General features: G+C 67.9%; 11 protein-coding genes. 2 read left to right on the top strand and 9 right to left on the bottom strand.

Annotated elements, in window-relative coordinates; genetic code table 11:
* On the bottom strand, positions 1 to 1,466 hold a 1,466-nt coding region (locus tag AC1DXV_RS24250), incomplete at its 3' end, for an ATP-dependent DNA helicase (protein WP_477935930.1).
* Entirely contained in the window at positions 1,444 to 1,647 is a 204-nt protein-coding gene (locus AC1DXV_RS24245; protein WP_477869695.1) for a YdcH family protein, read from the bottom strand. The genes AC1DXV_RS24245 and AC1DXV_RS24250, both read right to left, overlap by 23 nt.
* Positions 1,648 to 1,710: 63 nt before the next feature.
* Here AC1DXV_RS24245 and AC1DXV_RS24240 point away from each other — a divergent pair, with 63 nt between their 5' ends.
* Entirely contained in the window at positions 1,711 to 2,475 is a 765-nt protein-coding gene (locus AC1DXV_RS24240) for a PP2C family protein-serine/threonine phosphatase (RefSeq protein ID WP_477869693.1), read from the top strand.
* Between the two features lie 24 nt (positions 2,476 to 2,499).
* Here the strand turns inward: AC1DXV_RS24240 and AC1DXV_RS24235 are convergent, their stop codons facing one another.
* The 7 genes from AC1DXV_RS24235 to AC1DXV_RS24205 form a co-directional block, all read right to left on the bottom strand.
* On the bottom strand, positions 2,500 to 3,069 hold the full coding sequence (locus tag AC1DXV_RS24235) for a hypothetical protein (RefSeq protein ID WP_477935928.1): 570 nt from the start codon (positions 3,067 to 3,069) through the stop codon (positions 2,500 to 2,502).
* Positions 3,066 to 4,166 (bottom strand): cell division protein ZapE, encoded by a 1,101-nt coding sequence (gene zapE / locus AC1DXV_RS24230; RefSeq protein ID WP_477869689.1) that lies wholly within the window; start codon positions 4,164 to 4,166, stop codon positions 3,066 to 3,068. Before zapE ends, AC1DXV_RS24235 begins: the two co-directional genes overlap by 4 nt.
* A gap of 19 nt (positions 4,167 to 4,185) precedes the next feature.
* The gene (gene lpdA / locus AC1DXV_RS24225) at positions 4,186 to 5,613 is read right to left on the bottom strand and encodes a dihydrolipoyl dehydrogenase (RefSeq protein WP_477935926.1); all 1,428 of its coding nucleotides are present in this window, start codon (positions 5,611 to 5,613) and stop codon (positions 4,186 to 4,188) included.
* Positions 5,614 to 5,625: 12 nt separating this feature from the next.
* Positions 5,626 to 6,900 (bottom strand): 2-oxoglutarate dehydrogenase complex dihydrolipoyllysine-residue succinyltransferase, encoded by a 1,275-nt coding sequence (gene odhB, locus AC1DXV_RS24220; RefSeq protein ID WP_477935924.1) that lies wholly within the window; start codon positions 6,898 to 6,900, stop codon positions 5,626 to 5,628.
* Between the two features lie 72 nt (positions 6,901 to 6,972).
* Positions 6,973 to 9,831 carry a 2-oxoglutarate dehydrogenase E1 component gene (locus AC1DXV_RS24215; protein WP_477935932.1) on the bottom strand — a complete coding sequence of 953 codons (2,859 nt, stop codon included), beginning with the start codon at positions 9,829 to 9,831 and terminating at the stop codon, positions 6,973 to 6,975.
* Between the two features lie 279 nt (positions 9,832 to 10,110).
* Complete coding sequence (gene mgrA, locus AC1DXV_RS24210; RefSeq protein ID WP_477872374.1) at positions 10,111 to 11,154, bottom strand: L-glyceraldehyde 3-phosphate reductase; 1,044 nt, start codon at positions 11,152 to 11,154, stop codon at positions 10,111 to 10,113.
* Positions 11,155 to 11,167: 13 nt separating this feature from the next.
* The gene (locus AC1DXV_RS24205; protein WP_477872376.1) at positions 11,168 to 11,581 is read right to left on the bottom strand and encodes a cupin domain-containing protein; all 414 of its coding nucleotides are present in this window, start codon (positions 11,579 to 11,581) and stop codon (positions 11,168 to 11,170) included.
* Positions 11,582 to 11,780: 199 nt separating this feature from the next.
* Between AC1DXV_RS24205 and AC1DXV_RS24200 the strand changes: the two genes are divergently transcribed.
* A partial coding sequence (locus AC1DXV_RS24200) for an AAA family ATPase (RefSeq protein WP_477935922.1) occupies positions 11,781 to 12,310 on the top strand: 530 nt, incomplete at its 3' end.

Below are 12,310 nucleotides of genomic sequence, written 5' to 3'. Positions count from 1 at the left end.
AAGGTGCGCCCGCCCAGCGCCCGCGCGCAGCGCGCGGCCAGCGCGGCGACGGCCGGCGGGTGCCCCGGCTCGTTCGGCTTCGGGAAGGCGGCGGGAATGTACAGCCGCGCATGCGCGGCGTAGTCGAACGGGCTGCCCACGCGCAGCGTCAGCGCGTCGTCGAGCCCGGCCGATTCGGTGAACCACGACAGCCGCTCGTCGTCGCCGAGCGTGGCCGACGTGAAGATCCAGGCGCGCGGCGCCGCATCCATCTGCTCGYGCAGCGCGTCGCGGATGTCCAGCGGCGACTCGACCAGCCGCGCCTGGTGCGGCGACAGGTCGATCCAGCGCACGCAGCCCGGCGCGGCCGGCTGCTCGAACTGCGCGGCCATGCGGCGGAAGTTCTGCGCCCGCTCCATCAGCTTCGAGAAATCCGGGGCGATCTCGCTGACGGTGTCGAGGCCGAGCTGCGCCGCCTCGCAGGCCTGCGCCACGCCCTGCAGCGCCGTGCCGAAATCGGCCCGCTCGGCGCGCTCGTCCCAGCGCAGCTTCAGGCTGCCCCGCACCTCGCGCAGCGGGCCGGCCGCGGCCATGCGCAGATCGCGCGCCGCCTTGTCGCAGGCGGCGGCCAGTTCCTGCCAAGGCGCGAGCCCGCGCGCCAGCTGCAGGCCGGCGCCGAGCATGTCGCGGGCGAAGTCGATCACCTGCCCGGTGCCGAGCGTGGTGCCGAGGAAGGCGACGCCGGCCTCGGCGAGCTGGTGCGCCTCGTCGAACACCGCCACCTCGACGCTCGGCAGCAGCTCGGCCACGCCGGAGTCGCGCAGCGCCATGTCGGCGAAGAACAGGTGGTGGTTGACGACCACCAGGTCGGCGGCCATCGCATCGCGCCGCGCCTTCATCACATGGCACTGGCGGTACTCGGGGCATTCGCTGCCGAGGCAGTTGTCGCGGGTGGAGGTGACGAGCGGGATCACGCTGGAGCGCTCGTCGAGCCCGTCGAGTTCGGCCAGGTCGCCGCTGGTGGTGGCGCGCGACCAGGTCTCGATCTTGGCCAGCGTGCGCACCGCCCAGCGGTCGGGCAGCTGGGCCGACTGGCGCGCCTGGTTCATGCGGTGCGTGCACAGGTAGCTGGCGCGGCCCTTCAGCAGCGCGATCGTCAGCGGCAGGCCGAGCGCCTCGCGCAGGCGCGGCAGGTCGCGCAGGAAGAGCTGGTCCTGCAGGCTCTTGGTGGCGGTGCTGACGAGCGCCCGCGCGCCCGACAGCAGCGTCGGCACCAGGTAGGCGAAGGTCTTGCCGACGCCGGTGCCCGCCTCGGCGACCAGCGCATGCCGCCCGTCGATCGCCTGAGCGACCTGCTGCGCCATGCGCTGCTGCACCTCGCGCTCGACATAGCGCGGATCGGCCTGCGACAGGGCCCCACCCTGGGCGAAGGCTTCGGCGACGGCCTCTTCGAGCGGAGTCAGATCAGGCGGGTTCGGGAGGGTCAAGCTGGGTTTCCAGTTTCGCGATCTGGTCGCGCAGGGCCAGGCGCCGCTTCTTGAGCCGGCGCATCGCGAGTTCGTCGTCGGGGTGCTCGCCGGCCACGCGGTCGATCAGGCTGTCGAGGTCGGCGTGTTCGATGCGAAGCTCGATCAGGCGGCGCTGCGGCGAGTGCAGGTTGTCGTCCATCGAGGAGAACGTCGCGGAGTATTGCAGGTGGGCGTGAGGGCAAAGCGATTATAGTTTTCGCCCATGAGCACACCCCAGGGATATCGGCTGAATGCCGCCACCGGCATGCACCGCGGCGACCGCGCCTACCAGCAGGACCAGGTCGAGATCCTGCCCCACCACCGGGTCCCCGGGTGTGCGCTGGCGGTGCTGGCCGACGGCATGGGCGGCAAGAGCGGCGGGCGCAAGGCAGCCGACCAGGTGGTGCTCACGGCGCGCCAGCTGTTCGAGCGCTACAGCCCGAACCAGGACGATCCCTCCGAGCTGCTGAAGCAGCTGGTGCTCGAAGCCCACCTGATGATCAAGCTGACGGCGATCACCGCCGAGGAAGAGCCGCACAGCACCGCGGTGGCCTACCTGATCAGCCCCTCGCGCGAGTGCGACATGATCCATGCCGGCGATTCGCGCTGCTACCACTTCCGCGGGCCGGACATGGTCCGCCGCACGATCGACCATTCGTTCGTGCAGCGCCTGGTCGACGAGGGCCAGATCAGCGAGGAAGAGGCCAACACGCACCCGCAGTCGAACCTGCTGACCGGCTGCCTCGGCACCTACCAGGATCCGCCGCTGACGCTGCACCACATCGACCAGCTGCAGGTCGGCGATTCGGTGCTCTCCTGCAGCGACGGGCTGTGGCACTACTTCAGCCCGAAGGAACTCGGCGCGATCGTGCACACGCTGCCGCCGCGCGAGGCGAGCGAGATGCTGGTGACGAAGGCACGCCAGCGGGCGCGGGGGACGGGGGACAACCTGTCGCTGGCTCTCATCCGGATCGACGCGCTCGGCTGAGTCGCACCCGGATTCGCATCCGGGCTACGGAGACGACGCGGCGGGGATCGGCAACGACGGCTTGCGTGCCGCCGCCTTCTTGCGGTTGCGMTCCTCGATCTCGGCCTTGTGGGCCTGCGCCTCGCGCTGGCGCGCCTCGAAACGCTCGCGCGCCTGCTGCTCGTCGGCACTGCGGTCGACCGGTGCCGGCCGCGATGCGGCGGCCGACGGCGGTAGCAGCTTCGATGCGCGCGCCTTTGGCTCGCGCGGTGGCCGCGGCTCCGGCGCCGGCTTGTTGATCTCTTCCCAGGCCTTCGCCTCGCGCCGCCGGCGGTGCTCGGCGCTGCGCTGCTGGCGCTCCACCTCGTCGAGCGCGATCTCCTGCTGGTGCAGGTTGTCCAGCGACTGGCGCCGGTCGGCACGCGCCTGGTCGATGCACGAGGTCACGACGAAGCGGCGCTTGCACTCGGCCTCGCGCTGCGCGTACTGCGCCTCGGCCACCTGGCGCTGCTTCGCGATGCGCTCGCGCTCGGCCTGGCTGGACGGCGCGTCCTTCGTCTGCGCCTGCACCAGCGCGGCGATCAGCAAGGCAGCGGGGACGAACAGCCGTTTCATGTCAACCGAGTATCCACGTCCCGCCGCTCCAGCGACAGGAATTCCTTCGACTGCATCTCGTTGAGCCGCGACACCGTGCGCGGGAACTCGTGCGCCAGCGGGCCGTCCTTGTAGAGCTCTTCCGGCGGCACCGCGGCCGACATGATCAGCTTCACGCGGCGGTCGTACAGCACGTCGACCAGCCAGGTGAAGCGCCGCGCCTCCGAGGCGAGCCGCGGCGGCATCTGCGGCACATCCGACAGCAGCACGGTGTGGAACTGCGTCGCGAGCTCCAGGTAGTCGTTCTGCGAGCGCGGCCCGCCGCACAGCGTCTTGAAGTCGAACCACACCACGCCGCCGGCCTTGCGCCGCGCGTGCAGCTCGCGGTGCTCGATGTGCAGCACCGGCGGTTCGTCCTTGGCCTCGGCCAGCTGCGTGAAGGCCTCGGCCATCGCCGCATCGGCCTCGGGCCCGAGCGGCGTGTGGTACAGCGTCACCTGCTCCAGCGTGCGGCGCCGGTAGTCGGTGCCGTTGTCGACGCTGATCACCTCGAGCTTCTGCTTCAGCAGCTCGATGGCCGGCAGGATGCGGTCGCGGTGCAGGCCGTTCGGGTACAGGTCGTCGGGCTTGAAGTTCGAGGTCGTGACGATGCTGACGCGGTGCGAGAACAGGCTGTCGAGCAGCCGGTGCAGGATCATCGCGTCGGTCACGTCGGCGACGTGGAACTCGTCGAAGCAGATCAGCCGGTGGCGCCGCGAGATGCGCGCGCCCAGTTCCTCGAGCGGGTTGACGATGCCCTTCAGCTCGGCCAGCTCGCGGTGCACCTCGCGCATGAACTCGTGGAAGTGCAGCCGCGTCTTGCGCTGCAGCGGCACRGCGTTGAAGAAGCAGTCCATCAGGAAGCTCTTGCCGCGCCCCACCCCGCCGTGCATGTAGACGCCGCGCGGCAGCGGCGGACGCACCAGCAGCTTCGCGATCGCATTGCTGCGCCGCGCCTTGTAGGCCTCCCACTCGTCCTGGCAGCGCTGCAGCGCAGCGACCGCGGCGAGTTGCGCCGGGTCGCTGTGGTAGCCGCGCTCGGCGAGCGTCTGCCGGTACAGCTCTGTGACGGAGACCATCGAGCGCGGTGGCTTCCGTTCAGAAGTTCAAGGTGCGCTTGTCGACGGCCAGGGCCGCTTCCTTCGTGGCTTCGCTCAGTGACGGGTGCGCGTGGCAGATGCGCGCGATGTCCTCGGCCGAGGCCTTGAACTCCATCGCGACCACCGCCTCGGAGATCAGCTCCGACGCCATCGGCCCGACGATGTGCACGCCCAGGATCTCGTCGGTCTTCGCATCGGCGAGGAACTTGACCATGCCCGTCGTGTCGCCCAGCGCGCGTGCCCGCCCGTTCGCGAGGAACGGGAAGGTGCCGGCCTTGTAGGCCCGGCCCGCGGCCTTCAGCTGCTGCTCGGTCTGGCCGACCCACGCGATCTCCGGCGAGGTGTAGATCACCCACGGGATCGTGTTGAAGTTGACGTGCCCGTGCTGGCCGGCAATGCGCTCGGCCACCGCGACGCCCTCTTCCTCGGCCTTGTGCGCGAGCATCGGGCCGCGCACCACGTCGCCGATCGCCCAGACGTTCGGCAGGTTGGTCTTGCAGTCGTCGTCGACCACCACCGCGCCGCGCTCGTCGAGCTTCAGGCCGACCGCTTCCGGGTTCAGGCCGATCGTGTTGGCGACACGGCCGATCGAGACGATCAGCTTGTCGACCTCGAGCGTCTGCGCTTCRCCCTTGGCGTTGGCGTACGCGACCGTGACACCCTTCTTGCCGGTCTTCACTTCGCTGATCTTCACGCCCAGTTCGACCTTCAGGCCCTGCTTGTTGAAGGCCTTCTGCGCCTCCTTGGCGATCTGCTCGTCGACCGCGCCGAGGAAGGTCGGCAGCGCTTCCAGCACCACCACCTCGGCACCCAGGCGGCGCCACACCGAACCCATCTCCAGGCCGATCACGCCGGCGCCGATCAGGCCCAGCTTCTTCGGCACCGCGGGGATGCGCAGCGCACCGTCGTTGCTGAGGATGTTCTCCTCGTCGAACGGCGCACCGGGCAGCGCGCGCGGGTTGGAGCCGGTCGCGACGATCACGTGCTTGGCCACGATCGATTCCTCGGCCGCGCCCGCCACCTTGATCTCGTAGCCGCCTTCAGCGGCCTTCACGAACGAGCCGCGGCCGTGGAAGAACGACACCTTGTTCTTCTTGAAGAGGTACAGGATGCCGTCGTTGTTCTGCTTCACGACCGCGTTCTTGCGGCCCAGCATCTTCGTCACGTCGATGCTGAGGTCCTTCAGGCCGATGCCGTGGTCGGCAAAGGCATGGCCGGCATGCTCGAAGTGCTCGCTCGACTGCAGCAGCGCCTTCGACGGGATGCAGCCGATGTTGGTGCAGGTGCCGCCCGGGGCCGGGCCGCCCTTCTCGTTCTTCCACTCGTCGATGCAGGCGGTGTTGAAGCCCAGCTGCGCCGCACGGATCGCGGCGATGTAGCCGCCGGGGCCGCCGCCGATGACGACCACGTCAAATGATTTGCTCATCGTCGGTTCCGGTTAGATGTCGAACAGCAGGCGGGCCGGATCTTCCAGCGCATCCTTCATCGCGACCAGGCCCAGCACGGCTTCCCGGCCGTCGATGATGCGGTGGTCGTACGACATCGCGAGGTAGTTCATCGGGCGGATCACGATCTGGCCGTTCTCGACCACCGCGCGGTCCTTCGTGGCGTGCACGCCGAGGATGGCCGACTGCGGCGGGTTGATGATCGGCGTCGACAGCATCGAGCCGAAGGTGCCGCCGTTGCTGATGGAGAACGTGCCGCCGGTCAGCTCGTCGAGCGACAGCTTGCCGTCCTTGGCCTTCTGGCCGAAGCCGGCGATGGTCTTCTCGATGTCGGCAAAGCTCAGCTGGTCGGCATTGCGGATGATCGGCACCACCAGGCCGCGCGGCGAACCGACCGCGATGCCGATGTCGAAGTAGCCGTGGTAGACGATGTCGTTGCCGTCGACGCTGGCGTTGATCACCGGGTACTTCTTCAGCGCGGCGACCGCGGCCTTCACGAAGAAGCTCATGAAGCCCAGCTTCACGCCGTGCTCCTTCTCGAACTTCTCCTGGAACTTCTTGCGCATCTCCATCACCGGAGCCATGTTCACTTCGTTGAACGTGGTCAGGATGGCGTTGGTGGCCTGCGACTGCAGCAGGCGCTCGGCAACGCGCGCGCGCAGGCGGCTCATCGGCACGCGCTGCTCGGGGCGCTCGCCCAGGGACGCCAGGTTCTGCGCGGTCGGCGCGGCAACGGCCGGCAGCGGCTTGGCCACCGACGCGGCGACGGGTGCAGCCACCGGCGCGGCGACGGCAGGCTTCGCACCGCCGGCGATGGCGCCCAGCACGTCGCCCTTGGTCACGCGGCCGTCCTTGCCGGTGCCGGTGACGGCGCTGGTCGACAGGTTGTTGTCGGCCAGCAGCTTGGCGGCCGCGGGCATCGCGACATCGCTCTTGCTGGTGCCGCTCGGTGCAGCGGCAGCCGCTGCCGCAGGCGCGGTCGGCGCGGGCACGGCCTTGATTTCCAGCGGGCTGATCTGCGCGGCCGCCTCTGTGTCGATCCGGGCGATCACTTCATCGCTGGTGCAGCTCTCGCCGTCGTTCTTGACGATCTGCGCGATCACGCCGGCAGCCGGTGCCGGCACTTCCAGCACGACCTTGTCGGTCTCGATCTCGATCAGGATCTCGTCGATCGCCACGGCCTCGCCGGGCTTCTTCTTCCATTGCAGCAGCGTGGCTTCGGCCACCGATTCGGACAGCTGCGGAACTTTGACTTCTACGATTGCCATGAGGTTCTTTCTGGGTGTTCAGCACGGTCGCAGCCAGACCGGCCATCGGCCGGCGGCTGCGCCACGACTTGCTTATTTGGTGAGGATGAAGCCCTTGAGCTTGGCGAAGGCCTGGTCGAGCAGCGCCTTCTGCTGCTCCTGGTGCAGGTGCGCATAACCCACTGCCGGCGAGGCCGATGCGGGGCGACCCGCATAGCCCAGCCGCTGGCCGTCGACCATGTTCTCGTGGATGTAGTGCTGCACGAAGAACCAGGCGCCCTGGTTCTGCGGCTCGTCCTGGCACCAGACGATCTCGGTCGCGTTCGGGTACTTCTTCACCTCGGCCGCGAAGGCCTTGTGCGGGAACGGATAGAGCTGCTCGACGCGGATGATCGCCACGTCGGTGGCCTTCTTCTCGGCACGGGCCTTCACCAGGTCGTAGTAGACCTTGCCGGAGCAGGCGACGATGCGCTTGACCTTGTCGGTCGCGATCTCGTCGTTCGCCTCGGGGATCACCGTCTTGAACTCGCCCTTCGTGAACTCGACGAGCGGCGACGTGGCGTCCTTGTTCCGCAGCAGCGACTTCGGCGTCATGATGATCAGCGGCTTGCGGAACATGCGCACCATCTGGCGGCGCAGCACATGGAAGATCTGGCTGGCCGAGGTCGGCTGCACGATCTGCATGTTGTTGTCCGCGGCCAGCTGCATGAAGCGCTCCAGGCGCGCCGAGGAGTGCTCCGGGCCCTGGCCTTCATAGCCGTGCGGCAGCATCAGCGTCAGGCCGTTCGCACGGCCCCACTTCACTTCGCCGGAGGCGATGAACTGGTCGATCACCACCTGCGCGCCGTTGACGAAGTCGCCGAACTGCGCTTCCCAGATGGTCAGCGTGTTCGGGTCGGCGCTCGCGTAGCCGTACTCGAAGCCGAGCACCGCTTCCTCGGAGAGCAGCGAGTCGATCACGACGAACGGGGCCTGGTTGTCGGCCACGTGCTGCAGCGGCGTCCAGGTGCCTTCGTCCCACTTCTCGCGGTTCTGGTCGTGCAGCACCGCGTGGCGGTGCGTGAACGTGCCGCGGCCGCTGTCCTCGCCGGACAGGCGGATCGGGTAGCCGCTCGCGACCAGCGACGCGAAGGCGAGGTGCTCGCCCATGCCCCAGTCCATGTTGATGTCGCCGCGGCCCATCGCGGCGCGGTCGGCGAGCACCTTCTCGACCAGCGGGTGCGGCTTGAAGTTCGGCGGCACCGTCGTGATGCGCTCGGCCAGGCGCTTGACCTCGGCCAGCGGCAGCGCGGTGTCGGCCGAATCGGTCCACTTCTTGTTCAGGTACGGCGACCAGTCGACCGCGTACTTGCTCTTGTAGTTGGTCAGCACCGGGTCGATGGTGTGCTTGCCGGCATCCATCGCGGCGCGGAACTCCTTGACCATCGCGTCCGGGCCGTCGGCCGGCAGCACGCCCTGCGCCACCAGCTTGTCGCCGTACAGCTTGCGGGTGCCCGGGTGCTGGGCGATCTTCTTGTACATCAGCGGCTGCGTGAGCGCCGGCGTGTCCTGCTCGTTGTGGCCGAGCTTGCGGAAGCAGACGATGTCGACCACCACGTCCTTGTTGAACTCCTGGCGGTAGTCGAGCGCGAGCTGCGTGCACAGCACGACCGCCTCGGGGTCGTCGCCGTTCACGTGCAGCACCGGGGCCTCGATCATCTTGACCACGTCGGTGCAGTACAGCGTCGAGCGGGTGTCGCGCGGATCGCTGGTGGTGAAGCCGATCTGGTTGTTGATGACGATGTGGACGGTGCCGCCGGTGTAGTAGCCGCGCGTCTGCGCGAGCGCCAGCGTCTCCATCACGACGCCCTGGCCGGCGAAGGCCGCGTCGCCGTGCACCAGCACCGGCAGCACGGTGTCGCCTTCCTTGTCGCCGCGGCGGTCCAGGCGGGCCTTGACCGAGCCTTCGACGACCGGGTTGACGATCTCCAGGTGCGACGGGTTGAACGACAGGCTCAGGTGGACCGGGCCGCCGTCGGTGGTGACGTCGCTCGAGAAGCCCTGGTGGTACTTCACGTCGCCCGAGGGCAGGTTCTCGGGCGCGGTGTGGTCGAACTCGGCGAACAGGTCCTTGGGCATCTTGCCCAGCGTGTTGACCAGCACGTTCAGGCGGCCGCGGTGGGCCATGCCGATCACGATCTCCTGCACGCCCTTCTCGCCGGCGCGCTGCACCAGTTYGTCCATCGACGCGATGAAGCTCTCGCCGCCTTCGAGCGAGAAGCGCTTCTGGCCGACGAACTTGGTGTGCAGGTAGCGCTCCAGGCCTTCGGAGGCGGTCAGGCGGTTCAGGATCTGCTTCTTCTGCTCGGCCGTGAAATTGGGCTTGGAGCGGATCGACTCGAGCCGCTGCTGCCACCAGCGCTTCTCGGGCTGGTCGGTGATGTGCATGTACTCGGCGCCGATCGAGCTGCAGTAGGTCTCGCGCAGCGCCTGCACGATCTGGCGCAGCGTCATCTGCTCGGCGGTGGTGAAGTAGGTGTTCGTCGCGCTGAACGAGATGTCCATGTCGGACTCGCTCAGGTCGTAGAACGCCGGCTCCAGCTCGGGGATCTTCGGGCGCTCGACGCGCTTGAGCGGGTCGAGGTCGGCCCAGCGCGAGCCGAGGAAGCGGTAGGCGGCGATCAGCGACTGGACGTGGACCTGCTTGCGGGCGACCGCGAGGTCGGCGCCGCTGGCCTTGTTGCCGAAGGCGTTGGCCTTGGCGCGTTGAGCGAACGATTCGACGACCGGTGCGTGCGGAACGTCGGCAGCCGACGAACCGTCGGCGGCAGGAACGTGCTGGAGGGCGTCGAAGTAGGCGCGCCAGTTGTCAGGCACCGAGCCCGGGTTGTCGAGGTAAGCCTCGTACATCTCTTCGACATAGGGCGCATTGCCCCCGAACAGGTACGAGTTCGACCTGTATTCCTGCATCATTTCGCTCACCTTTCACACCGGTTTCCGGTGCTGTAGTGGGTTGAGAAACCTTCCGCGACACGGCTAGACCGGCTGGCGGATTGCGACCCGCCTTGACTGATTTACCAGCAAGGGGACGGGAAGGACCTGAAAGTCACGGGCGCGACTGTAACACCGTTGGAATTCTGCGGTCTACCTCGTGGGATCGGCGAGTTTCCTGCGGACGCTGGCCCGGCTGATCGCCGTCGGCCAGGGCTGCGACTACGAGGTCGAGCGGGACGTCGAGGTTTCGCCGGAGCGTCAGAACGCCTCGTCGTGACTGGAGCGCGCCCACAGGTCGAGCCCGCCATCCTGCGCATGCCGGTCGATCTCGGCCAGTTCCTGCGCGCTGAACTCCAGCCGTGACAGGGCTGCGACGTTCTCGCGCAACTGCTCGGGCCGGCTGGCGCCGATCAGCGCGGTCGTCACGCGCGGGTCGCGCAGCACCCAGGCCAGCGCCATCTGCGCGAGCGATTGCCCGCGCCGCTGCGCGATCGCCCGCAGCGCCCGCACGCGCTCCAGGTTGGCACTCGACAGGTGCTCCGCCTTCATCGAGCCACCACCCGGCTTGTTGATGCGCGCATCCGCCGGGACGCCGTTCAGGTACTTGTCGGTCAGCAGCCCCTGCGCGAGCGCGCTGAAGGCGATGCAGCCGGCGCCCTCGCCCTCGAGCGTCGAGAGCAGCTCGCCCTCGATCCACCGGTTCAGCAGGCTGTACGACGGCTGGTGGATCAGCAGCGGCACGCCGCGCTCGCGCAGCAACTTCGCCATCTCGGCCGTCTTGCCGGCCGAGTACGACGAGATGCCGACGTACAGCGCGCGCCCGGACTGCACCGCGGTCGCGAGCGCCGAGGCGGTTTCCTCGAGCGGCGTCGCGGCATCGAAGCGGTGCGAGTAGAAGATGTCGACGTAGTCCAGGCCCATGCGGCGCAGGCTCTGGTCGAGGCTCGCGAGCACGTATTTGCGCGAGCCGCCGCCCTGCCCGTACGGGCCCGGCCACATGTCGTAGCCGGCCTTGGTGGATATCACCAGTTCATCGCGGTAGGCCTTGAAATCCTCGCGCAGCAGGCGCCCGAAGTTGGTCTCGGCGCTGCCGTAGGGCGGGCCGTAGTTGTTGGCGAGGTCGAAGTGGTTGATGCCGAGGTCGAAGGCGGTGCGCAGCAGCGCGCGCTGCTCGGTGAGCGGCGTGGCATCGCCGAAGTTGTGCCACAGGCCGAGCGACAGCGCCGGCAGCTTCAGGCCGCTGCGGCCGCAGCGGCGGTAGGTCATGGTCTCGTAGCGGTCGGCCGCGGCGGTGTAGGTCATGGTTCCAGGCGTGTCATCTGACGAAGTCGTACAGCGGTGCATTCTTGTCGACGATGTGCACCGTGAACAACTTCAGGGGCATCTCGCCGACCACCTTGAAGCTGCCGTGCTGCACGTCGCGCAGGTTCAGCCCGGTCAGGCCGGTGGGCATCATCGACGCATCCTTGCCGGGCGCCTGCACCATCGCGCCCTGCAGCACGTGGAAGGCCTCCACGCCGTGGTGCACGTGCAGGTTGCTGCTCTGGCCCGGCTTCAGCTCGACGATCGACGCGATCACCTCCATGTTGGGCGTGCCGCTCAGGTCGGCGCGCTTCTGCTCGGCGCGCTGCGGCGAATCGGTGAGCGTCTGCGCGGTGAGGCCGGTGGCCAGGCCGAGCGCGAACACCAGGGCACCTGACAGCGTCAGTGTCAGCCGGGTCATCTTCATGGCGAATCTCCTCGCGCGACATGCGCTGCGGCACTGTGCGCGCCCTGGCGCGATGGCGTCAATCGGGAATGCCATCGGGCTGGCCGGCATGGCACTAGACTCGCGGGACGGCGGCCCGCCGGGCCAGGCCCAGAGCTCCCGCGCATTCACTGCCAACGACAATGAACCCAACAGCTCAAGCAACACAAGGTAGACCGACATGAGGCTTGATTCCGTCCACCTCGTCAACTACCGATGCCACGAAAGCCTGAAGGTCGACTTCAATGCGGGCTTCAATGTCATCGTAGGCGTCAATGGCAGCGGCAAGACGTCGTTGCTCAATGGAACTTGTGACGCGCTCATGGGCTTCGCGCGTTCTCTCTCCCTTCCAAACTCCACAACCTTTCAGGCACTCGGCGACTCTGGCATCGCCAGACTGAAAGTTGAATCGTCGAATGGACGCTTCCGCTTTGAGCCACAGTATCCCGTGAAGGTCACCGCGACCGGTGAGGCATTCGGTGAGACATGCGTCTGGACGCTATCAAAAGCAAGTCAAGTCGACCACGCACAACAGTCGGGCCAATCACCTGGGCACGCTTGGCAACTTCTTCAGAAACGCGCGAACTCCTCAGCCGATTCAGCTCCTGCAACGCTAAATCTTCCGGTTGTGGCGTTCTACCGAGCAAATCGAAGCTGGAGTCAGGCTCAGCCGCACGAAATGCAGGCTGCGACACAACGCAACGCCAGGAC

Source organism: Rhizobacter sp. P3_C12 (genome assembly GCF_056402735.1).
The sequence above is the reverse complement of the archived record's forward strand: the minus strand, read 5'-3'. Positions and strand labels throughout refer to the sequence as shown.

Bases quoted from the DNA above. Each gene is read 5' to 3' on its own strand.
- odhB (WP_477935924.1), bottom strand. From the start codon at position 6,900: ATGGCAATCGTAGAAGTCAAAGTTCCGCAGCTGTCCGAATCGGTGGCC.
- AC1DXV_RS24240 (WP_477869693.1), top strand. From the start codon at position 1,711: ATGAGCACACCCCAGGGATATCGGCTGAATGCCGCCACCGGCATGCAC.
- mgrA (WP_477872374.1), bottom strand. From the start codon at position 11,154: ATGACCTACACCGCCGCGGCCGACCGCTACGAGACCATGACCTACCGC.
- AC1DXV_RS24245 (WP_477869695.1), bottom strand. From the start codon at position 1,647: ATGGACGACAACCTGCACTCGCCGCAGCGCCGCCTGATCGAGCTTCGC.
- AC1DXV_RS24205 (WP_477872376.1), bottom strand. From the start codon at position 11,581: ATGAAGATGACCCGGCTGACACTGACGCTGTCAGGTGCCCTGGTGTTC.